At 35.2% G+C, this 21,961-nt stretch carries 22 protein-coding genes, 1 pseudogene and 1 other annotated feature; of the genes and pseudogenes, 21 read left to right on the top strand and 2 right to left on the bottom strand.

Going from position 1 to position 21,961, the window contains the following annotated elements; genetic code table 11:
* The 8 genes and pseudogenes from AC59HZ_RS08530 to AC59HZ_RS08495 all read left to right on the top strand — a co-directional run bounded on the left by AC59HZ_RS08530 (position 1) and on the right by AC59HZ_RS08495 (position 8,564).
* Positions 1 to 1,500 (top strand): spore germination protein, encoded by a 1,500-nt coding sequence (locus AC59HZ_RS08530; protein ID WP_496545396.1) that lies wholly within the window; start codon positions 1 to 3, stop codon positions 1,498 to 1,500.
* Positions 1,490 to 2,596: a GerAB/ArcD/ProY family transporter gene (locus AC59HZ_RS08525; protein ID WP_496545395.1), complete on the top strand. Its 1,107-nt coding sequence runs from the start codon at positions 1,490 to 1,492 to the stop codon at positions 2,594 to 2,596. The genes AC59HZ_RS08530 and AC59HZ_RS08525 overlap by 11 nt, the downstream gene beginning before the upstream one ends.
* Positions 2,586 to 3,716 (top strand): Ger(x)C family spore germination protein, encoded by a 1,131-nt coding sequence (locus AC59HZ_RS08520; protein ID WP_496545394.1) that lies wholly within the window; start codon positions 2,586 to 2,588, stop codon positions 3,714 to 3,716. The genes AC59HZ_RS08525 and AC59HZ_RS08520 overlap by 11 nt, the downstream gene beginning before the upstream one ends.
* 386 nt (positions 3,717 to 4,102) lie before the next feature.
* A complete protein-coding gene (locus AC59HZ_RS08515) occupies positions 4,103 to 4,561 on the top strand; it encodes a GNAT family N-acetyltransferase (protein WP_496545393.1) in 459 nt (152 codons plus the stop codon).
* A pseudogene (locus AC59HZ_RS08510) lies at positions 4,560 to 4,676 on the top strand (GNAT family N-acetyltransferase); the annotation flags it as partial. The gene AC59HZ_RS08515 and the pseudogene AC59HZ_RS08510, both read left to right, overlap by 2 nt.
* A gap of 960 nt (positions 4,677 to 5,636) precedes the next feature.
* Positions 5,637 to 6,467: an alpha/beta hydrolase gene (locus AC59HZ_RS08505; RefSeq protein ID WP_496545392.1), complete on the top strand. Its 831-nt coding sequence runs from the start codon at positions 5,637 to 5,639 to the stop codon at positions 6,465 to 6,467.
* A 154-nt stretch (positions 6,468 to 6,621) separates the two neighbouring features.
* Positions 6,622 to 7,809 carry an ATP-grasp domain-containing protein gene (locus tag AC59HZ_RS08500; protein ID WP_496545391.1) on the top strand — a complete coding sequence of 396 codons (1,188 nt, stop codon included), beginning with the start codon at positions 6,622 to 6,624 and terminating at the stop codon, positions 7,807 to 7,809.
* 17 nt (positions 7,810 to 7,826) lie between these two features.
* Entirely contained in the window at positions 7,827 to 8,564 is a 738-nt protein-coding gene (locus AC59HZ_RS08495; RefSeq protein WP_496545390.1) for an esterase family protein, read from the top strand.
* 245 nt (positions 8,565 to 8,809) lie between these two features.
* Here the strand turns inward: AC59HZ_RS08495 and AC59HZ_RS08490 are convergent, their stop codons facing one another.
* A complete protein-coding gene (locus AC59HZ_RS08490; RefSeq protein WP_496545389.1) occupies positions 8,810 to 9,649 on the bottom strand; it encodes an EamA family transporter in 840 nt (279 codons plus the stop codon).
* A 146-nt stretch (positions 9,650 to 9,795) separates the two neighbouring features.
* Between AC59HZ_RS08490 and AC59HZ_RS08485 the strand changes: the two genes are divergently transcribed.
* Together AC59HZ_RS08485 and AC59HZ_RS08480 are read left to right on the top strand one after the other, a co-directional pair.
* Positions 9,796 to 10,989, top strand: a complete 1,194-nt coding sequence (locus AC59HZ_RS08485) for a PucR family transcriptional regulator (protein WP_496545388.1) — start codon at positions 9,796 to 9,798, stop codon at positions 10,987 to 10,989.
* Between the two features lie 252 nt (positions 10,990 to 11,241).
* Positions 11,242 to 11,442 carry a cold-shock protein gene (locus AC59HZ_RS08480; protein ID WP_027322326.1) on the top strand — a complete coding sequence of 67 codons (201 nt, stop codon included), beginning with the start codon at positions 11,242 to 11,244 and terminating at the stop codon, positions 11,440 to 11,442.
* A gap of 403 nt (positions 11,443 to 11,845) precedes the next feature.
* On the opposite strand, the gene AC59HZ_RS08475 is transcribed toward AC59HZ_RS08480, so the two are convergent.
* Positions 11,846 to 12,628 carry a TrmB family transcriptional regulator gene (locus AC59HZ_RS08475; RefSeq protein ID WP_496545387.1) on the bottom strand — a complete coding sequence of 261 codons (783 nt, stop codon included), beginning with the start codon at positions 12,626 to 12,628 and terminating at the stop codon, positions 11,846 to 11,848.
* Between the two features lie 105 nt (positions 12,629 to 12,733).
* Between AC59HZ_RS08475 and AC59HZ_RS08470 the strand changes: the two genes are divergently transcribed.
* The 11 genes from AC59HZ_RS08470 to metG all read left to right on the top strand — a co-directional run bounded on the left by AC59HZ_RS08470 (position 12,734) and on the right by metG (position 21,879).
* Positions 12,734 to 13,501, top strand: coding sequence for a TSUP family transporter (locus AC59HZ_RS08470; protein WP_496546010.1), 768 nt, complete (start codon positions 12,734 to 12,736; stop codon positions 13,499 to 13,501).
* A 136-nt stretch (positions 13,502 to 13,637) separates the two neighbouring features.
* Positions 13,638 to 14,213, top strand: coding sequence for a LysE family translocator (locus AC59HZ_RS08465; RefSeq protein WP_496545386.1), 576 nt, complete (start codon positions 13,638 to 13,640; stop codon positions 14,211 to 14,213).
* Positions 14,214 to 14,230: 17 nt separating this feature from the next.
* Complete coding sequence (locus AC59HZ_RS08460; RefSeq protein WP_496546009.1) at positions 14,231 to 15,007, top strand: AraC family ligand binding domain-containing protein; 777 nt, start codon at positions 14,231 to 14,233, stop codon at positions 15,005 to 15,007.
* A 28-nt stretch (positions 15,008 to 15,035) separates the two neighbouring features.
* Positions 15,036 to 15,410: an FAS1-like dehydratase domain-containing protein gene (locus tag AC59HZ_RS08455; RefSeq protein WP_496545385.1), complete on the top strand. Its 375-nt coding sequence runs from the start codon at positions 15,036 to 15,038 to the stop codon at positions 15,408 to 15,410.
* A 297-nt stretch (positions 15,411 to 15,707) separates the two neighbouring features.
* Positions 15,708 to 16,064 carry a VOC family protein gene (locus AC59HZ_RS08450; RefSeq protein ID WP_496546008.1) on the top strand — a complete coding sequence of 119 codons (357 nt, stop codon included), beginning with the start codon at positions 15,708 to 15,710 and terminating at the stop codon, positions 16,062 to 16,064.
* Between the two features lie 356 nt (positions 16,065 to 16,420).
* Positions 16,421 to 16,900 carry an SRPBCC family protein gene (locus AC59HZ_RS08445; protein ID WP_496545384.1) on the top strand — a complete coding sequence of 160 codons (480 nt, stop codon included), beginning with the start codon at positions 16,421 to 16,423 and terminating at the stop codon, positions 16,898 to 16,900.
* A gap of 116 nt (positions 16,901 to 17,016) precedes the next feature.
* Complete coding sequence (locus tag AC59HZ_RS08440; RefSeq protein ID WP_496545383.1) at positions 17,017 to 18,015, top strand: aldo/keto reductase; 999 nt, start codon at positions 17,017 to 17,019, stop codon at positions 18,013 to 18,015.
* Between the two features lie 439 nt (positions 18,016 to 18,454).
* Entirely contained in the window at positions 18,455 to 19,030 is a 576-nt protein-coding gene (locus AC59HZ_RS08435; protein ID WP_496545382.1) for a dihydrofolate reductase family protein, read from the top strand.
* A 44-nt stretch (positions 19,031 to 19,074) separates the two neighbouring features.
* On the top strand, positions 19,075 to 19,209 hold the full coding sequence (locus AC59HZ_RS08430; protein ID WP_496545381.1) for a hypothetical protein: 135 nt from the start codon (positions 19,075 to 19,077) through the stop codon (positions 19,207 to 19,209).
* Positions 19,210 to 19,271: 62 nt separating this feature from the next.
* Complete coding sequence (locus tag AC59HZ_RS08425; protein ID WP_496545380.1) at positions 19,272 to 19,769, top strand: GNAT family N-acetyltransferase; 498 nt, start codon at positions 19,272 to 19,274, stop codon at positions 19,767 to 19,769.
* Positions 19,770 to 19,896: 127 nt separating this feature from the next.
* Positions 19,897 to 20,174 (top strand) — a binding site (T-box leader).
* A gap of 64 nt (positions 20,175 to 20,238) precedes the next feature.
* Complete coding sequence (metG, locus tag AC59HZ_RS08420) at positions 20,239 to 21,879, top strand: methionine--tRNA ligase (protein WP_496545379.1); 1,641 nt, start codon at positions 20,239 to 20,241, stop codon at positions 21,877 to 21,879.
* Positions 21,880 to 21,961: the final 82 nt, after the last annotated feature.

The raw sequence follows: 21,961 nt of genomic DNA, 5'->3' as shown, positions 1-21,961 counted from the left end.
ATGAAACGACCTTTATTTAATCATGAATCAAATGAACAGCCTTCAGACATCGGAAAATCTGCATTCGAGTCCCGTATAGAGTTTATTAAGAATGCTTTCGGTAACACAGAGGATTTGTTAATGCTTCCTATTCTATATCAACTGGAGAAAGGAATTCTTTTCTATTTAGAAACCATTTCCGATTCGGAGAAAATCCAAGAAAGTATATTAGTTCCTTTAAGTAAAAATCCAGAATTAGACTTTGGTGAAATTCCATATACTGCTGAAACAAAAAGTAAGATTATGCTCGAAGATACCATAAATGCATTGTTACAAGGAAATACCATTTTGATTGTTCAAGGAGAGGATTATCTCTTTTCATTTAATACAAAGAAAGACTTTTCACGAAGTCCCAAAGAACCCGATAGTGAAAAAACAGTAAGGGGATCACATATAGGATTTGTTGAAAGTTTATCGACAAATTTAGGCTTTATCAGGCAAGGGATCGAGAGTAAACATCTAAGAATTAATTATCATCGTACAGGTCAATATACAAACACCCAAATAGGCGTTATTTATATGGAAAGTATTGCAAACCTTACTTTGGTCAAGAGACTTGAAGAAAGACTTCAAACTCTATCCACAGATATGACTTTTAGCCCCGGGTACTTAGAAGAGTTAATTGAGGATCAGCCATTATCTCCATTTCCACATGTTCTTTACACGGAAAGACCAGACCGGGCTATTGCCCAATTAATGGAGGGAAGAATTGTTGTAATGTCTGAAGGAAGTTGTGATGTTCTTGTTCTTCCTGTATCATTTTTTTCCTTCTTTCAAACGACGGATGATTACAACAGCCGGATTCTTACGGGCTCTACTTTTCGGCTTTTAAGAGTAACGGGCTTTATTCTCTCACTTCTATTACCAGCTTTATATATTGCAGTTATCGGATTCCACTTTGAAATTATCCCGAATGAAATTTTAGTTCTTGTAAAAAACTCGGTAGAGAACATTCCATTTCCACCTTTAATCGAGGCAATGATTATGGCGTTCACGATTGAATTAATCAGAGAAGCAGGAATTCGCCTGCCTTCACCAATAGGACAAACCATTGGGATTGTCGGTGGTCTCATCATCGGGGATGCAATTGTTTCTGCCGGATTAGTTTCAAATATTATGGTTATCGTGATTGCCCTTACTGCTATATCATCCTTTTCGATTGCATCCTATGAAATGAGTAATACAGTCCGGCTGTTAACCTTTCCAATTATGCTTTCTGCTGCTACCTTTGGTTTTGTTGGAATCATCTTTTCCTTAATGTTTATCGTTGGTCACCTTTGTAAACTTGAGTCACTTGGAACACCGTATTTTACACCTGTTGCTCCGTTTAATGTTCAAGGGATGAAGGATTCCATCATTCGATTTCCAATTTGGCTTTTGAAGTTCCGACCTAAAGAGTTATTAGTTAAAAATAAAAAACGATTAAATCGTCCAAGAAGATGGGAAAAAAATGAAAAATGAAAATCAAATGACCAAGCTTCAACTCGTTACCTTTTTAATACAGACTCAAGTTGGGGTTGCATTTCTATCTTTACCATACGACATCTACAAAATTGCAAAAGGAGATAGTTGGATATCCCTTCTTCTTACAGGCCTTGGGATGGAGGTTCTTGCTATTTTCTATCTGATTTTATGTAATCGGTTCCCTAAGCAGCATTTATTTCAAATCCTGCAATCCATTTTGGGAAAGGTTTTGGGGAAATGCTTAACCCTTTTTTATGCTTTCTATTTCTTATTAACTGGATCCACCATTCTGATTTTATTTGTCTACATAATAAAAAAATGGATGTTAATTTACACTCCTTATTGGGTGGTCCTTATTTTGATGTGTTCAATCGGAATATACATAGCGGTAGAAAATCTTAAGGTAATTGCGAGGTTTTATTTTATTGCAACTTTAGTTCTATTGGTATTTATATTAATTGTTCCAATCGCATTAAAAGATGGAAATATCCACTATATCATGCCGATTGGTCATTCAGGAATTTTGAACATTATAAAAGGATCTTCACATGGCACATTAGCATGGCAGGGGATGGAAATGTTTTTGATTGTATCACCTTTTGTAATGGCAACAGAAAGGGAGCGGATAAAAGCTGTTACCTTGTCCAATCTTTTTATTACCCTATTATATTCATTCCTAACCTTAGTCTGCCTAATTTGTTTTAGTAATGAAGAAATGATGCTGTTCCCAGAGCCTGTCCTTTATCTTTTAAAGTCTTTTACTTTCAAAATTATCGAAAGACCTGATTTAATCATTATTTCTCTGTGGATTATTTTGGTGGGGACATCCTTTATAAGCTACCTTTACTGTGCATCATTAGCAGGTACTTTTTTAATAAAAAAAATAAATAGAAAGTCTTTCGTTTATTTATCAGCCATCATTTGTTTTACTTTTGCTCTGTTTTTTTATAATCAAAAAGCGATAGAAAAATTAACACAGTTCACTACCTATGTTGGTTTTATCTTTTTAATGGCTGTTCCTATATCTCTTTTAATCATATCCCTTTTATTTAGAAAGCGGCAGAAGGGTGAAGTTAGTGCAAATGACAATTAGATGGTTTATGGTATTTTGTATTCCGTTTTTCTTAACAGGCTGTTGGGATCAGCGGCTTTTGAAAGAGCAAAAAATAATTGAGCTAATTGGATATGATGTTGGCCCAAAGGGGGAAGTAGTTGCTAGTACCTCGTATCCAATCAGTATGGGGAGTTCAGGAAATTTAACTTCTAGCTCAACAACTTCTTCGAAAAGTACCATTCTTACCTCAATTGGGGAAACTGCTGGAGATACGCTGTTACAGGAGGATCTAAAAATTTCTGAAAGAATTGACACTTCGAAAACTCAAGTAATCCTTTTCGGGGAGAGGATTGCAGCAAAGGGCCTCTATGAAGAACTTGATAATATTTATCGGAATCCTAAAGGTGCTCTTTCCGCAAAAGTGGCGATTGTTGAAGGAAGGGCAATGGATGCAATTCGATTAAAACAGGAAGAAGCGGATTTAAATGGACGATATTATGACGAATTTTTAAAAAGCGGAGTAGCAACGGGTTTTTATACAGATTATAATGTTCAATCGGTCTGTCCTTTATTACTTAAGCATACAAAGGACTCCTTGTTACCACTGATCAAAATTCATAGTAAAGCCCATAGAGCGGAATCAGTAGGTATGGCGTTGTTTAATAATGAAAAAATGACTGGAAAACTAACAATTCCGGAATCAAAGATGTTTTTACTTCTTAGTGGGGATATAAAACAGAAGGTTTCCTTCGCGGTGAAAACGAAGCATCGTTATAAACAAAACCAAATTAATTATGTCATTGTTGAAATTCTCAGTTCCCGGCCAAAGACAAAATTAAATGTGAAAAATAATGCAGTTACAGCAAATTTATCCTTAAAGCTCCAATATCGGATTAGAGAATATCCTAAAAATCATTTAGCAAATCCGCTTCTTTTAAAACAGCTTAATAAAGAAATAAATGCAGGATTAACGAATACTACTAAAAAAACGATATTGAAGTTACAAGAAGCGAATTGTGATGGATTTGGAATTGAAGAAGAAATCAGAGTCCATCATCCTAAACTTTGGGAGGAAAAATACAAAAATGTTGCAATTAAAGAGATTCCGATAAAGGCTAACCTGCAATTTGAGCTATTAAATTCTGGAATCATTAATTAAGGGTGAATTATCACTCGGGAGGTTGGAAAGAAGGGCTTGATCCTTTTTTGCCGTCGAATGGATCAGAGTAAATCTGAAATTTACAAGCTCTAAGGGGAAAGTATGTAGCATTGTAGGAATAAGTATTCACGCTCTTCTAATTTTACTTATGATTATGTCAATCAGTGTTTTTTACATTATGAATCCTTAAAGTAAATTAAAAATTACGGAGGCTTTACTTCAAGAGGAGTAGAGCCTTTTTGTTGCTGTTCCACTAACGGGCAGGATAATGAAGGAAGATAGAAAGAATTTTACAAAAAAAAATACTCGTATCGTGTAATATTCATCTATTTTAAAGACAGGAAACAACATATAAATCAGTAAAGAAATCTTAAGGAGGAATTGTAGTGAAACAACACAAATTCATAATAACTCAGTATAATCCTAAGTATGCAAAACAGACAGTGAGAATGTGGCGAGATAGCAAGGAACTGGCTATTGGTCAGAAAGAAATTCATAGCTTTGAAAATCATATAAATTTTTTAAATAATATATTACCAGGACAGTATCAAATAGATTTAGCGTTAATTGATGAAAAAGTAGTTGGAATGATCGCCTATAATGAAAGGGAAATAAGCCAACTTTATATTCATAATGATTATCAAGGAATCGGTATAGGTCAAACATTACTTGATAAGGTAAAAGAACAATCAAATGGGAGATTAACATTATATACATTTGAAGTAAATGAAAACGCACAACGATTTTATGAAAAGAATGGATTTATAATCATTGGTAGAGGAAACGAAAATGAGGAAAATTTACCTGATATTGAATATGAATGGAAATCCAAAAAAATAAATTGAAACGGCCAACCGAGTTGTTATGGACCCTCAATTAAGAAATGTTAGGGCTATTAAATGTTATGAAAAATGCGGGTTTCAAAAAGTTAGAATACTACCCAAACGTGAATTTCACTAAGGAGAATATCAAGATTGCTGGTTGATTAAGTATAAAAAATGATTTAAATAATTTGTTTAATTGAGGATGCGACAAGCAGATGAATGTTTTCTTTTAAAAAGATTATGAAATAATAGACTTAAAGTAACAGGTGCTTGTGTTTAAGAAAGGGATTGCTGCGGCGATCCCTTTTTTTGTTGTGCTAACGGGCAGTTTAGTCGAAGAAGGAATGAAAATAATTAAGAAAAAAATTTACGGATTAACTAAATAACTTGTCCCTTTCAATTAGAGTATTTATTTCATTAACTATAGTGATTGATAAATTCTTTTTGAAAAGAAGTGTATTAATAGCAACTTTACTTTCAGGTTCATTCCTAGCTCTAACGAGCAAATGTAATGAATAATTTCTCACTTTTACCACTCTTAGTAATAGAACTTTAACGCAAGGACTGACATTTGTTTTCAGAGGATCCTAGTATAAATTACGGAAAGGGGAGATTCTGTGCTTGGCTATATAAAGTCACTAGAGTTTTGGATTACCATAGTAATTACAGCTATCCTGCTTAAAGTCATTGGCTTAAGCGACCTAGCTAACTATATTCAAGTATTCTCAGTATTCCAATTCAGCTATATTATCCATAAACTTCATAAACATCACAAGTTATTAAAAAGTTTGACTAAAGACAAATAAGAGGGGACAGAGGGACACCTTTTAAAAATTCCCCTCTATTTCTACTATATTATAGATAAAGGATACAGTGAAGTAATGACGAGATTAGCGACATTTTCATGTGAGCAATGTGGAGGGCAAATGTATCCAGTGCATTATGAAAGTGTTCTCGGATATGAGCACAAACTGCCGGATTTTCTCTAAACAAAAAAGGACCGGGCAGTTTGCCTGGTATTTCTTATGATTTTTATTGTGAATATTAGATTTATTCAGTATATTAAATATAATATCAAAGGAGCGAGGAAGGTAAAATGAATCAATCCTATTTTTATTTAAAACTAGAAACACATCAATTACATATGTCTTATAAAAATGAAAAACGTCGAGTGCGTGTTTTATTGCCGAAAAATTATGATAGTGATGAGGCTGAAAATTATCCAGTTGTCTATATGCATGATGGACAAAATGTTTTCTACAGTAGTGAATCTTATAGCGGGTATTCATGGAAAGTTATTCCGGCAATTAAACAAAACCCCGATTTACCGAAGATGATAGTTGTTGGGATAGATAACGCTGGACAAGATCGAATTAATGAATATACGCCATGGAAAATTACTGAAAGCCCACTTCCTGAAGATATTGAACTAGGCGGAAGAGGCGCGGAGTTTGCTGAGTTTGTTATGACAGTCGTGAAGCCGTTTATCGATAAGCATTACCGAACTAAATCGGATAAATATCATACAGCGATGATTGGCAGTTCACTTGGAGGAAATATTTCGGCTTTTATGGGTATTGAATATAAAAATCAAATTGGTGGTTTAGGCATTTTTTCTTTAGCCAATTGGATTACAAGTAAAGCTTTTGACAGTTATATTGCTAGACATGAGTTGGATCCTGAACAACGCGTGTACATTCAAGTTGGGACTCAGGAAGGCGATGATGCCGATCGACAATTGATGTATGGTAATATGAAGCAGGCATATATCGATTGCTCGCTTAAGTATTATAAACAACTGATAAACGGCTCTGTTCCAATTGATAGCATTCATTTAAATATTTTTGCAGATGAAGAACATAATGAAAAAGCTTGGGCAAAACACTTGCCAGAATGTTTACGTTTCTTAAGTGAGAAGTGGTCTTGAATGAACTGAATAATTATATTTGAGTGAATTTGATCATGGAAGTAATCTATCATTTTTTAATATTTTTGGAAGTTTAGATTGATTTTAAATTGAAATAATTGTACGTTAGTTGTGAAAATAATGAATTTTTTGATTCTGAGAGAGGAGCTTTTTTATGAATTATATTTTGATATCACCCTATTATCCAAGTAATTTTCAGTCATTTGCTCATCGTTTAAAAGACTCAGGTGTCAATGTTTTAGGAATTGGCGAAGAGCCATATGACCAATTAGGTTCCAAATTACAAAACGCTTTAACAGAATATTATCGTGTGAATAATTTAGAAGATATAGATGAAGTGAAACGTGCTGTTGCATTTTTATTTTATAAACATGGTCCAATTGACCGCATTGAATCCAATAACGAATACTGGTTAGAACTTGATGCCCAGTTGCGTGAGCAATTTAACGTGTACGGCAATAAAACAAATGACTTGAAAAAAGTTAAGTATAAATCTGAAATGAAGAAGCTGTTTAAAAAAGCAGGGGTGCCTGTTGTAGAAGGAAGAGTCGTTAAAACTAAAAAGGAGTTATCTAAAGCCATCGATGAATTAGGACTGCCAGTTATCGCTAAACCCGACAATGGAGTTGGATCAGCTGCAACCTTTAAATTAAGTTCAGAAGAGGATGTACGTCATTTTGAAGAAGAATGGGGAGAAGCACAAGTGTACTTCTTAGAACCATATGTCGAAGGAGGCGTGCTTTGTACATTTGATGGTTTAGTGGATCAGAAAGGGAATATTGTTTTCCAAACAAGTTTTACATATAATGTGCCAACTCTGGAACTCGTTAAGGGTCAGTTGGACTTAGCTTATGTGATTCAAAAAGAAATAGATCCAAAGCTCGAAACTTATGGAAAGGCGATTGTGAAAGCTTTTGGCATGAAAGAACGCTTTTTCCATATTGAGTTTTTTAAATTAGAAGATGAGGATTATGTTGCACTTGAATATAATAACCGCTTGGCTGGCGGCTACACGATTGATATGTACAATTTCGCGTACTCCATTGATTTATTTGCTCAGTATGCTTCTCTTGTGACAGGAGGAGAATTTAAGGAGCCCGATGCCGAAAACCAGTTTTGTGTCGGTATAACACAGCGTGATGCGTATGAGTATAAACATGATACGAATGCTATTACTGAACGATTTGGCGACCGTGTGAAGTTTGAACAGCGCATGCCAGATGCGTTTGCGGAACTCCAAGGAAATCAATTTTATGCGATTAATGCAGATTCGCAAGAAGAAGTGGATGACATTATCCGTTTTGTACATGAACGAAAAAATTGCAGCATTGTAAACGTATAGGGATAGGAGATTTTTTTATGCATATAGAACAGTTACACCATTGGAGTGGCGAATTAGGACGTGAAATGCTGTTGAACAGATATGGACACAGTGGCATGCCAATCATAGTTTTTCCTTCATCTGGAGGTACGCATACTGAATACTATGATTTTGGAATGATTGATGTGTGTCATGACTTTATTGAATCCGGAAAAGTTCAGTTTTTTACATTGGCTAGTATAGATAGTGAAAGTTGGCTGCACGACTCAAAACCGGCGCATGACCGTGCATTAGCTCATGAAGCATATGACCGTTATGTGATTTCAGAAGCTATTCCATTTATTAAACATAAAACGGGTTGGTTTGATCCAATGATGACAACAGGGTGTAGTATGGGGGCATATCATGCGTTGAACTTTTTCTTGAGACATCCGGATGTCTTCCAAACAACCGTTGCACTTAGCGGTATATACGATGCGCGTTACTTTTTTGGAGATTACGGAAATGATCCGCTTGTTTACGAAAATTCACCGAGTGATTACATATGGAATCAAAATGACGGCTGGTTTATTGATCGATATCGTTCAGCAGATATCATTATTTGTACCGGGCTGGGTGATTGGGAACAGGATGGGCTGCCTTCATACTTTACATTAAAAGAAGCCTTTGAAGAAAAACAAATTCCAGCGTTGTTTGATGAGTGGGGCGAAGATGTTTCGCATGATTGGATTTGGTGGCGACGCCAAATGCCGTATTATTTAGGAAAATTACTTTAATTAAATGTCAAAAAAACATCAGTACTGTTGAGTTTCTAAAATAACATTTCATTTTGCTTAAATAAAGGCGATCCTTCAAGAAGAAGATCGCCTTTTGTTATTTAGTTCAATTAGCGTTATATAGAAAAATGCTTAGAGTTTGAATGCCCTGAGCATTGTTTTTATGCCGATTTAATTAGGATGACTTTAAAAAATAAATAATTCAAATTTCGTTGCAAGAGACCTAACCTTTTTTGATGTAAGTTTTAATGCTCCATCATGGTCCAAACGATCCCCAAAATAGTAATCACGCATGCTGCCAATTTCGGAATAGTAATTTTCTCTTTAAAGTAAATTCGTGCTAAAAAGAGGACAAAAAGCGGTGAGGTATAAGCCAAAGCTACAACCAATGTCCCATCAGCCCGTTTCAATGCTGTTAAAAGGCACATCCATTGGATAATCGATAGAACCCCACGTACTCCAAGAGAAACGTTTAGTTTGGGAAACCAAAGTTTCGGGCGATAAATGATATAAATAAGTAAGCTAATTCCTGTAGCGCGCATCAGGTATAGAGTAGGAGCATTTGTCCACTCATGGATGAGTAGCTGCTGCGTTGGTACCATGCTAATGCCAATAATCACGGAAGCTAGAATCCCAAGCATGTTTCCAGCTTTTTTTAACTCCATTAAAGGAGCGAAGGGATCACGTCCTTTTAAATTTAATAAATAGATGCCAAGTACAATAAATAATACCGAAATGAAAGTTTTTGTATGAAACCCATTGATAAAGATATTGGGCAGGAATGTAAAGAGAGGTGTGAGTGAAGAATAAACTGCGAGTCTAGAAACCTCAATTCGCTCCATTGATTTAAAAAACAGGATATTAGATATGGTATCAAGAAGGATAACCAATACCAACAAGCTAACCGAAACCAGATTCATATGAAATGAAAATAGTCTCGGCATTGAAAAGGCAAGAAGAATGCTAACAGAGATGAAAGAAGTTACTATAAAACTATGGCTATTCTTCATTTCTACCATAATTTTTTTTGCATATAAAGTAACGGCAGCGTTAAAAAATGAACTCATTAAGGCAAGCAAAAACATTTAGTTTCCTCCAATTTTGCGTTTCATCTATCGTCTATGTAGAATAATAACGGAACAAGGTATATTTTGTCATTATATGAAATTACAAATTTTTTTCGTGATGTTAGTCACCGTAACCAATGATTAAATAGTAGTAGGAGAGGTTTATGGAAATTTTGGATCTCATGCAAATCCCAATTTTTGAAGGGGCAAGCATTGTAGCGGGCAAAAGAGGGTGCCATCGTACCGTTCACACAGTAACCATGATGGATGCTCCAGATATTATACATTTTGTAAAACCGCATGAATTATTAGTGACTACTGCTTTCTGGTTTAAAGAAAATCCGGAAAACCTAGTGACGCTTATTGAGGACATGGCAAGGAAAGGGTGTGCGGGTTTAGGGATTAAAACCAAACGTTATTTACTGGATATCCCCTATTCAGTCATTCGGATGGCTGACGAGTTAGCATTACCTATTATTGATATCCCATTAACACACTCATTAGGGGATATTGTCAATCAAACATTGTCTTTTATCTTAACCCAAAGACCTGGTGGGATGCTCAATCTATTGCAAATTAGGCGTGAAAAAAATAAATTTTTTGAACGTGTTTTGGAAGGAGCCAATATCTCTAAACAAGAAATTTTAGCTCAAGGGAAGGGCTATGGTTTAGTGAATGCGCCATATTATCTGTTTGTTGTAGGTAAGCCTGATGGTATTATTCCACCTGTTGATCATAGGAAAGATGCTATTTTTGAACTCATTGAAGGGGAGGTAGTTAATCAAATGAATAAATATATCTTTTTTACGAAAGAAGATTTATTTATTTTTCTTTGCCCTATTTTCTCCTTGAGTAATAATATAGAATCCCAAATAGGTAATTGGTTGCAACAACTGCAGGATTTGATTGATGACACTTTTAAAATTTCCTTCTCCTTTGGAATGGGAAATTATGTGGAACGTGTGTTAGATATAAAAACAAGCTTTTGGCAAGCGAAGAATGAACTGGATTTGGGCTATCGTTTAGGGAAGAGGAAATTTATCCAGCTTTGCAGAAGCCAATCGGTGGGCGAGCTTCTGAGCTTGATACCTACCACTAATTTGCAGGAATTCTATGTAAAAACATTGAAGGAGCTTGCACAACCAATGGACCAAGATAAAACCGGCTTATTGGAAACACTTAACCTTTATTTTAAAAATAACGGTAATATTGGCGACACAGCCAAGCAACTTTTTGTTCATCGAAATACAGTAATCTATCGTTTACGAAAATGTGAAGATATTTTAGGTGAAAATTTAAAGGACCCTGAAGTGGCATTTAAATTGCGCATTGCTCTACTTATTCATATCCTCATTTGAAAAAGCTCCTACAACACATTTCCGAATTCTTTAATACCACAAAAAATAGTGACAGTATTATTTAAAGTAACGGGTGCTAAAGTTAAAGAATTAAGGTTCCTTGCAAATAATTAAAAAAAATGCTATTTTAAAGAAGAATTATTTTTGTTCGGTGTAAAGGATTGTATTAGTTAAAACTTTTCGTCTTGATGATCACTGAGAGCAAGGATAGTAATACATTGTGTGTGCTAAGCATACTAGGAGGCAACAATCATGGAAAAAGGTAAAGTAAAATGGTTTAATGGCGAAAAAGGCTTCGGATTCATCGAACGTGAAGGTGGAGAAGATGTATTCGTTCATTTCTCAGCTATCCAAGGCGAAGGGTACAAAACATTAGAAGAAGGTCAAGAAGTGACTTTTGATGTTGAGCAAGGTCAACGTGGAGCACAAGCAGCTAACGTTCGTAAGGCTTAATTAAAATGCCAAACATGGACAGACTCTTTTTAGAGTCTGTTTTTTATTTTTCTTAGAAAAACAAATAACCCCACTCAATAATGAGTAGGGTACTTGAAAACAGTAAATCAAATGGTAAACCTAGTGTAGCATATAAATTGTGGATTTCCTAATTTCTTTGTATTTTTTTTCTTGGAGAAAAACGCTGTTGGCAAATTAGAAACATCCTGAAATAAATCAGGTCGATGATTCAATAACGAAGGATCACTTTTTCCTATTCGACAAACGGGAAGTTTAGTGAGAATAGGAGATGAACCCTTTTTAAATTGTTTGTCATTAAAAAATCCTGTATCCAAAGAAAATTAATTTTTTGGAACTGAGTTACTTATGCCTTATTTTGTTGGTTTTTTGAATAAACTTCTTATTATTTCATAAAGAAGGCTTTTCGCTCAGTAGTAATCCAATTCTCTAAATCGTCTTGGCTACGTCGAACAAGTCTATTCACTAGCACATCGTGCCAAACATAATCCTCTAATAAGTAAATATGAATTGGGTCATCTGTATAAAATGCAACACTACGCTCCTCAATTGATGGTCCATAAATCATCTCTTTAGAATCTATGGACAAAATAAACCAATGATCTGTAGACGGTGTTTCAGTAAAAGGTGTAATGCGATGGATTTCTAGATTTCCAATTGGATTTTCAACGTGTAGTGTAATACCTTGTACGGTTGCTTTTTCAGTCGCCTGAACCAGATCCTTCTCCAAAATCTCATACATATCGTCCCACATTGAAATAACAATACGTTTTTCTGCTTTTTTTATTAACGTCTCACAATAGTTAATAATCGTTTTATAGTCCTTTAAAGTAATCACCCGGTTGTCTATTTTTTCACTAGAAGTTTCTAGACTTCTTAACGTGTCAGTTATTACCGAATAAGTCGATTGCCATTCTGATTGAGCCTTCTGCAAAAAGATTTCAACAGGCAGAGGTGAATATCGAGTGGTGTCATTTATTTCTTCCTTCAAGACAATTCCTTTTTCAACAAGATTACCTAACACATCATAAATTCGTGCTCTTGGTATACCTGAGTCCTTGCTAACTTGGTAGGCTGTAACAGGCCCTTGTTTAACGAGAGATACATAAGATTTAGCTTCATATTCGTTAAACCCTAATTTTTTGAGCTGCTGCACTATGTCGTCCACTTTTTTTGCCCTCCAATTATTTTCCTATGTAACAAAATTACAATAACTATTTACAAATTGCAATTAATTAGTTACTATTCCGGTAGTGACTATAAAGGTAGGTTGATTGAAATGCATTTAGACCCATCGTTATTAATTATTTTGATTGTTTTTGGATTTTTAGCTGCATTTATTGATTCAGTTGTAGGTGGAGGTGGACTGATTGCACTTCCTGTATTATTATTTACAGGGTTAAATCCAGCAGGGGCAGTAGCTACCAATAAATTAGCAGGGACTATAGGCTCTTTAACGAGTACATTTATGTTTTATCGTTCTGGTAAACTTGATATAAAATCAGTGTTTAGATTTTTTCCACTCACGTTTATTGGCTCATTATTGGGTGCATACACTGTTCATTTGTTAAACCCTGAAATGCTTAAGCCATTGATGTTGATAATGCTAGCAGCAGTAGCTATTTTTACTATTTTCAAGAAAGATTGGGGAAGCATTTCAACCCCTAAAAAATTGTCCATCCATCACTTCATTATTTTTTTGGTTACAATATTTGCGATTGGTTTCTATGATGGATTCATTGGTCCTGGAACAGGTTCATTTTTAATTTTTTCTTTTTTGTTAATCGGATTTGATTTTTTAAAGGCTGCGGGAAATGCAAAATTTTTAAACTTCGGTAGTAATATTGCTGGGTTGTTGATGTTTATGTTTTTAGGGCAAGTAAACTACACTTATGGATTAATAATGGGAATTGCACAACTTGCTGGTGCGATTTGTGGATCAAAATTTGCAATAAAAAAAGGAAGTGGTTATGTTCGTGCTCTGTTTATTGCAGTAACCTGTTTATTGTTAGCGAAGAATATTTATGATTATATTCAATAAAATTATAATACTGTGCATCCTTCTAAGGTCACAGTATTTTATTTTGCTTTATATATAGTCCTGCAATAATATACTATATGCCAATTAATTTTAAGATGTAAAATTGCATGAGAATACCTTGAAAGGAGTTTTCCTCATGAATATTACATCTTTTTTAATGTACTGTATTATTATTACCTTTACACCAGGACCTACAAATATTGTCATATTATCGACAGTCCATCATTTCGGTGCCAAAAAAGCAATGGAATATACTTATGGAGCAACGATTGCGTTCGGTCTATTACTTGTTATTTCTGCTATGTTGAATACTTTGCTTATAGCAATCATACCGAAAATTTTAATCGTTATGCAGATTATCGGAAGCCTTTATATGTTGCATCTTGCTTATCAAATTTACAAAGCGGATACATCAAAACCAACTGTAAACCAATCTGGTACCTTTCAATCAGGATTCCTTATGCAGTTTTTAAATCCAAAGGTAGTACTTTTTACAATGACTGTTATTCCAAGCTTTATTTTGCCGCACTATACCGCAATGAATGCAGTGTCTATAAGTGTCGTGGCTATCACTCTTATTGGATTTTTGGCATTTATTACATGGGTTCTTTTCGGGACAATCTTTAAGAAGTTTTTACAGAATCATAGTAAGATTGTTAATGTAATGATGGCAATATTTTTAGCTTATTCTGCAGTGATGGTATGGATGTAGATAAAGGGGTGAATGAGTTGGACAAATTTATCTATAAAAAATCAGCAGGTATCACTGCGTTGTCAGCAAGTATTACTAATTTTACGTATAAAAAGCATTCTCACCAGGAGTATGCAATAGGGGTAACATTGCGTGGTATTCAACAATATAACCTGGATGGCAGCTTACAATTATCCTATAAAAATGGTGTTATGCTTTTTAATCCAGAACAGGCACATGACGGTATGGCACATGATCATAAGGCAGGACTTGATTATGTTATGTTATATATCGAACCGCAATTGCTTTTAGAGGTTATGGAGAAAAAGGATATAGTACGTTTTTCAACACCTATTGTCTATGATTATAGACTTGAACAAAGAATTTTAAGTCTTTCTCATGCCATATTAAGCGAAAAAGATCAGGCTTTGTGTAATGAATTACTCGTATCCGTCACAGATAGCCTAATTCAAACGAATCTTTCTACAGACTATAAGAAAGATAACGCTCTAATTAGAAAAGCAAAGGATATGATTCATAGTAACTTAGAAAATGTACTTAAACTTGACGAGATCTGTTTAGAGCTTAATTTATCCAAATTTCAGTTTATCAGATTATTCAAGGCTCATACTGGAATTTCACCCTACCAATACTTTCTTAACTGCAAGATAGAACGTGCAAAGCAGTTAATAGAAAAAAATAGAGATATATATTTAGCCGTAACTGAATGTGGTTTTGTTGATTTAACCCATTTAAATAAACACTTTAAAAGCGTATATGGAATAACAGCATTTGAATATATGTCACATTTATAAATGGATTTACAATTAAGGAGGGGTAAAATTGTCTTTAAAAGTAGGAGATAATATTACATTTGAACGGAGATTCACAATCGAAGATGTTGAATTGTTTACGAAGGTTTCACGTGATGAAGGCTCTCACCATGTTACTCCTGATGAACAGGGAAGACTTGTCATACAGGGATTACTAACCGCTACATTACCGACAAAAATAGGCGGCGATAACAATGTGCTTGCTCGTTCAATGAATTTTGAGTTTTTAAGACCAGTATTTACTGGTGATACGATAACTTGTGTAGTAACTATTGAGCAATTCGAAAAGGAGGATAATAGGACTCGGATTAATGCCTCTTTTGTATGCGAAAATCAACATGGAAAGGAAGTGCTAAGAGGTGATTTTTCAGGAGTAATCCTTTAATTGCTTATTGAGTTATTTTACACTGGCTTTTACAACGAAAGTTTAGAGAACTTGGAAAATTTCCAAGTTCTTTTTATTTTAGATTTTGTCTTGTCTGTAAGGTTTTAAAGCCCTTCCATTATGTACTGAAGCATTATGAAAAGTTCACTTAACTATCACGGGCAAGAGTTAAAGAGTGGGATGGCTTCGGCGATCTGTTTTCTTATTGATCACCAAGAATTATCTTTAAAACAAGCTATTGATTTGGCATTCCCATCTGCTTTAAAATGGAATAAAATGCTATTGGAGGTCAGGACCATGAAAATTAAAGGTTTCGGTGGGGTTTTTTGGAGGACAAAAGACGTTGTTTCATTAAATAAATGGTATCAAGAAACTCTTGGTTTATCGATGGGAGAATGGAATGGTACGATCATCAAGCCAGATGTGGACAACGAAACAATCTTTTCTTTGTTTAAAGAAGATAGTGATTACTTTCCAGAAGAACAATCTGTGATGCTAAATTTTCAAGTAGAAAATATCGAAGCTTTTATGGAACATTTCAATAAAATTGGAGTACCTCTTTTAAAACAACCTGAGAAAAGCGAGTACGGAACATTTATTTGGATTGCTGATCCAGAAGGAAGATGGATTGAAATATGGGAGAAAAGCGAGTAACGGGTTGTTTTAACTGATTTAAGGTCAGTATTGGTATTGGCAGTTCTTACCCATTTTCATTCTTTGTGGTGCAGCTTTGTTGCATAGGTGGCCAAAGAGATCGTTACTTGACGTTCCCTTTTTTGTACCAGATAACTAAACCCTAAAACGTTTAATAGATTGTGAAGAAATGTACTTTAAGATGCGGAGTGCAAGAGTTAAAGATAAGGGCTGTCGTTGCGGCAGCTTTTTCTTATTGTGCTAGCCTGGCAGTTTAGTACAAGAAGGAGTTATAGCTTTTCTTGTTGAAGTACAGGATTAGAATAGGTTTAAAAAAATGAAGTCGGTAAAACAAAATTCATTTTGGAGGGATGGACATGAACCAAAACAACGCAACAAACAAAGCAGTAACGCAAGTAGGTGAACGCGAGATTGTGATTACCCGTGTATTCGATGCTCCACGAGAACTTGTGTTTGATGCTTGGACGAAAGAGGAGCACCTGTCGAAGTGGTGGGGACCTCGAGGTTTTACGACGACTTTTCAGAAGTTTGTTATGGAACCCGGCGGTACCTGGCAATTTATCATGCACGGTCCTGATGGCGTTGATTATCCCAACACCAACGTCTTTGTAGAGGTCGTTAAACCCGAGCGAACCGTCCTCAAACATGCAGTGTTTCCCCATTTTCTGGCGACTGCAATCTTTGAGGATCTGGATGGTAAGACCATACTCACTTATAGAACAGTTTTTGAAGAAAATGCCGCTGTATTCGATAAGGTGAAAACATATGCCGTCCCAGGTGCCGAACAGACCATGGATCGTCTTGAGGAGCATCTGGCAGTTATGTCGAAAAAGTAAGAGAGTTAGCCTCGTATTGATGCCCCCGGTAACAACTCACTATTTACCAGATCAATTAGAATACGGTGGGGAAATTCACATATATTTTTGATTGAAGAGATAGGGGGAATATACCAATGGAAAAGCGAGTAATCGGTCATAACGGTCCACTAGTTTCAGAGATTGGTCTCGGTTGTATGGGGATGTCATGGCTATATGGGAATGCTGACCAAAGGGAAAGCATTGCAACAATCCACGCGGCACTTGAAGAAGGCATTACATTATTTGATACAGGGGATTTCTATGGCGATGGACATAATGAATTACTTCTACGTGAAGCATTCCAAGGAATCCAAAGGGAAAATGTCTTCATTTCAGTGAAATTCGATGGCAAGCTACACTCACAGGGCAAGAGTCATCGTAAGAGTGATAACCACCCTCATTCAGTAAAGAATTTCCTTGAAGATACCCTATTGCGTCTAGGTGTTGAATACATCGATTTATATCAACCAGGCACAGCTTGTGTCGATCCAAGCATTCCAATTGAAGAAACGGTTGGTGCAATTGCCGATTTGGTAAAGAAGGGATATGTACGTTACATTGGTCTTTCTGAAGTAGGAGTGGATACAATTCGTCGCGCACACGCAGTACATTCTATAAGTTGGCTGCAAATGGAATACTCACTATTTAATAGGGGGATTGAGACCAATATTTTGCCTGCTTTACGGGAATTAGGCATTTCGCTTTCGGCTTACGGTGTTCTCTCTAGAGGGTTACTGAGTGGTACATGGTCTAAAGATAGAGTGCTAGGTTCTGATGATAAGCGCGGTAATGGGCCTAGGTTTACCAGCGAAAATCTTGAAAAGAACCTAGCCCTTGTAGAGTCCTTGTGTGAAATTGCGAAAAAAAAGGAAGTAACTGTTGCGCAGCTTGCTATCGCATGGGTTCTATCTCGGGGTGAAGATGTTATCCCATTGGTTGGAGCAAGAAAGAGATCACAACTTCAGGATTCCCTCGGTGCACTTGACCTGAATTTAACTTCAGACGACCTTTTACGAATTGACGAAGCCGTACCTCAAGAACTTGTAGCTGGTGAATACTATCCTATTCCGCGGGAGAGATGGTTTTTCAACTAACGGGTGCTTGAACGAAACAAAGAGTCGTAGCTGCGGCTCTTTGATTTTTGTTCCACTAACGGGCCGGTTAGTTTATGCAGGGAAATTAATGTCTTTTGATGAATATTGTTTTTAAGATACATATTTTCAAAACCTAAATAAGCAAGTGATACATATCATCATAAATATTCCTGTCGAGAAATTAACTTATCTTTGTCATATTGGTAATTCTCAAAAAACATTACTGTGGCTTATACAGGACTACCTTAACCATATGGAACTTCATATTAACAAGCAAATCTTAATTAAAGGAAACAACTAAATCTTAATATTTCTCCATAAGGGAGGAGATGATTTTTATTATTTACAAGATTGTGAAGAGTTGTACTGAAAGTAACGGGTCTCAAGAGTGAAAAATGGAAATCGCTGAATGTTGTCTGACTATAAGGAGGGAAAAACTGTGTTTAATAACGAAAGACCAAGAAGAATACTTTTAGATCTAGCAGTTACGTTAGATGGATTTATTGAGGGCCCAAAAGGGGAAGTAGACTGGTGCATTATGGACCCCGATATGGACTTTAATAATTTCTTAAATCATATTGATACTATTTTTTATGGAAGAAAAAGTTATGATTTATGGGGTCAGTATACCCCTGATATTAGTGTTTCTGATACAGAAAAAGAAATTTGGGATTTGGTACATAGTAAAGAGAAATATGTGTTTTCCAAAACACAAAAAAAGTCTAAAAATAACGTAACATTTATAAATGAAAATTTTGTGGAAGAAGTAATTAAATTAAAGAAAAAGCCTGGAAAAGATATTTGGCTTTATGGTGGGGCAAGTCTTATTACAACCTTTTTAAATCTAGGACTTGTTGATGAATTTAGATTATCTGTTCACCCTATTATTTTGGGAGAAGGTAAACCCTTGTTTATTGACATAAAGCAGCGGGTGAATCTAAAACTGGTTGAAACAAAAAGGTTTTCTTCAGGTGTTGTTCAATTATGTTATCATCTTAATGATAATCTAAAGTGAAAATTAATACCTAATTCATCTTTCGGGTATTAGAGCTAAAGAGGGTGCTGCCAATCAAGGCGGCACTTTTGGTTTTCGACTATAATTATGCTGTTCAAGAGTTTAAGACTGAGGTTGCTGCGGCGACCGCTTTTGTTATTGAACAATCGGTCAGATTATTGAAAAAGGAGTTATTGTAGTTGAAGTAGAATTTAAATGTGTGAATGTCTCTAAGATTTTTAGCTTAAAGGTGGAGAAATGAATGGAATTACTTATTGATAGGGTTGATTCTGAAAGAAAAGAAGTATTAAAAAACTTACTAACATTATTTTTACACGATCTTTCTGAATTTAATAGCACAATTGAATTGAATCCTGAAAACGGATTGTTTGAATTTGATGTTTTAGATTGGTTTTTTGAAAAAGAGGGACTTACACCGTTTTTTCTTATGTTTGATAAGAAACCAGTCGGATTTATTTTGTTGCAAAGTGGACCATTTACAAATCCAGAGCGTGCCGAATATATTATAAATTCATTCTTTATTATAAAGAAATACAGAAGAAAAGGGTTTGGAAGGCTAGCTTGTGATAGATTATTTGAAATGTATCCAGGAAGGTATGCGGTTGGTCAGGTAGTAAATAACATAAAAGCAATAAAATTCTGGAAAAATATCTATGAATCTAAAGGAATTGATGTAATCGAAAAAGAAGAGATTGAGGATGACATAAAGGTAATTTACCAGTATTTCGAAATTTCTTAATTCATTTCTGTTAGGTCACAATGAGCAAAGCAGCATAGCGCCCCAATGTATTTTTAAAATAAAAATATTTCGGAATATTTACGTTGACTTCAGGAAAATTATTGAATAAACTATTGATAATTATTAAATAAAGGCAATGAAGAGAAAAAGTAAAATGATGTTGTTTTTCACCAGAGAGCTTCGGTAGCTGAAAAGAAGCAAAAACGTTCATTTGAACAATGGTCTCTGAGCTGCGTACTGAACGTACTTTTTGTATTAGTAGGATACGACGGGTTTTGGCACTCGTTATCAATGTCACAGTATAAGAGTAGCATTTAATAATACTCCGTACTTGTTGAGGCAAATAGTGTGAGCTATTTGCAAATTAAGGTGGTACCCCGTGGAAATTCAAACCTCGTCCTTAACTATTACAGTTAAGGCGAGGTTTTTTTGTTTTCAAAATAAATATCAAATCGGGAGGTTTTTATTAATGAGTATTTTTATTGGTGGGGCTTGGGCTTATGCGAATGGCTCATTACATTTAGGGCATATTTCAAGTTTGTTACCTGGCGATATTCTTGCGAGATATTACCGTTTAAAGGGAGAAAAAGTTTTATATGTTTCGGGAAGCGATTGTAATGGAACTCCTATTACAATTAGGGCAAAACAAGAAGGTGTAACGCCAAAAGAGATTGCGGACCGTTATCACCAGGAATTTGCAGATTGTTTTGCAAGATTAGGATTCACATATGATACCTATACAAGAACAGACACAGCACATCACCATAAAATCGTACAAGAGATATTTTTAGAGTTGCTTGATAAAGGATACATCTATAAAAAGGAAATTGAACAATCCTATTGTGAATATGATCAGCAATTTTTACCTGATCGTTATGTTGAGGGGATTTGTCCTCATTGTGGTGCAAATGCTCGTGGCGACCAATGCGATGCTTGTTCAAGCGTGTTAGAACCACTTGAATTGATTGATAGAAAATGTAAAATATGCGGGAATCCGCCTACAACAAGGTTCACAGAGCATTTTTACTTTTCTTTAAGCTCTTTCCAAAATGTCTTGGAAAACTATACTAAAGAAGCAGAAGACAAGAACCTATGGAGGGAAAATGCTATTTCTCTTACGAAACGCTATTTAAAGGAAGGATTACAAGATAGAGCCGTTTCGAGGGATTTGCCTATTGGCGTAAGTGTTCCAGTTGCTGGATATGAAGATAAGAAAATCTATGTTTGGATTGAGGCTGTATCAGGATATTATACAGCAAGTAAACTTTGGGCGAAGGAAACAAATAATGATGACTCAACGTTTTGGAATACCTCCGCTCAAACTTATTATGTACACGGGAAAGATAATATCCCTTTCCATTCGATTATTTGGGCTGGAATTCTTGCTGGTCTTGGAAAAGAACCATTGCCAACGCATATTGTTTCAAACGAGTATTTGACTTTAGAAAAGAAAAAATTATCTACAAGTAAAAATTGGGCTGTTTGGGTTCCAGAAATTTTAGAAAGATACGAACCAGATTCTATTAGGTATTTCTTAACAATCAATGCACCAGAGAATCGGGATGCTGATTTTTCTTGGAAAGAGTTCATATATAGCCATAATAGCGAGTTATTAGGGGCTTATGGAAACTTCGTTAATCGGACTTTGAAATTTATTGAAAAGTCATTTGAAGGGGTAATCCCTGAAAAAGAAGTAAATTCGAATATCCAGGATAAAGTTAATCGCGTATATAAAGAAGTGGGTTATTGCATTGAAACTACTTCCTTCAAACAAGGATTGGAAAAAGTATTTGAGCTTGTTAGATTCTCGAACAAATACTTTGATGAACAACAACCTTGGAAACAAATAAAGGCTGATGCCGAGTCTTGTAAACAAACTCTTGCGGATTGTGTTTATCTAATTGCAAATTTAGCTCATATCCTTGCTCCGTTCCTTCCTTTTTCAAGCGAAAAGGTAAAGGAAATGATAAAGACAGCAAAAACCGATTGGAGTGCGTTTTTTGTTAAATCGCAGCATTTGTCAAAAGTAGAACCATTGTTCGAACGAATAGACCCAGTAAGAATGGAAGAAGAGCTTGAAAGATTAAACCACCAAACCTGTATACAATAATTCTTATAGAAGATATGTGCCCATGATATAATAATAGAATTATAGTCATGTAAAAAAATGACTTTATTATTAAATATTGGTG

The sequence above is a fragment of the Neobacillus sp. DZ-9 genome (genome assembly GCF_059587065.1).
This window is presented reverse-complemented; position numbering and strand designations above follow the sequence as displayed.

Bases quoted from the DNA above. Each gene is read 5' to 3' on its own strand.
- AC59HZ_RS08530 (WP_496545396.1), top strand. From the start codon at position 1: ATGAAACGACCTTTATTTAATCATGAATCAAATGAACAGCCTTCAGAC.
- AC59HZ_RS08525 (WP_496545395.1), top strand. From the start codon at position 1,490: ATGAAAAATGAAAATCAAATGACCAAGCTTCAACTCGTTACCTTTTTA.
- AC59HZ_RS08520 (WP_496545394.1), top strand. From the start codon at position 2,586: ATGACAATTAGATGGTTTATGGTATTTTGTATTCCGTTTTTCTTAACA.
- AC59HZ_RS08505 (WP_496545392.1), top strand. From the start codon at position 5,637: ATGAATCAATCCTATTTTTATTTAAAACTAGAAACACATCAATTACAT.
- AC59HZ_RS08500 (WP_496545391.1), top strand. From the start codon at position 6,622: ATGAATTATATTTTGATATCACCCTATTATCCAAGTAATTTTCAGTCA.
- AC59HZ_RS08495 (WP_496545390.1), top strand. From the start codon at position 7,827: ATGCATATAGAACAGTTACACCATTGGAGTGGCGAATTAGGACGTGAA.
- AC59HZ_RS08490 (WP_496545389.1), bottom strand. From the start codon at position 9,649: ATGTTTTTGCTTGCCTTAATGAGTTCATTTTTTAACGCTGCCGTTACT.
- AC59HZ_RS08485 (WP_496545388.1), top strand. From the start codon at position 9,796: ATGGAAATTTTGGATCTCATGCAAATCCCAATTTTTGAAGGGGCAAGC.
- AC59HZ_RS08480 (WP_027322326.1), top strand. From the start codon at position 11,242: ATGGAAAAAGGTAAAGTAAAATGGTTTAATGGCGAAAAAGGCTTCGGA.
- AC59HZ_RS08465 (WP_496545386.1), top strand. From the start codon at position 13,638: ATGAATATTACATCTTTTTTAATGTACTGTATTATTATTACCTTTACA.
- AC59HZ_RS08450 (WP_496546008.1), top strand. From the start codon at position 15,708: ATGAAAATTAAAGGTTTCGGTGGGGTTTTTTGGAGGACAAAAGACGTT.
- AC59HZ_RS08445 (WP_496545384.1), top strand. From the start codon at position 16,421: ATGAACCAAAACAACGCAACAAACAAAGCAGTAACGCAAGTAGGTGAA.
- AC59HZ_RS08440 (WP_496545383.1), top strand. From the start codon at position 17,017: ATGGAAAAGCGAGTAATCGGTCATAACGGTCCACTAGTTTCAGAGATT.
- AC59HZ_RS08425 (WP_496545380.1), top strand. From the start codon at position 19,272: ATGGAATTACTTATTGATAGGGTTGATTCTGAAAGAAAAGAAGTATTA.
- metG (WP_496545379.1), top strand. From the start codon at position 20,239: ATGAGTATTTTTATTGGTGGGGCTTGGGCTTATGCGAATGGCTCATTA.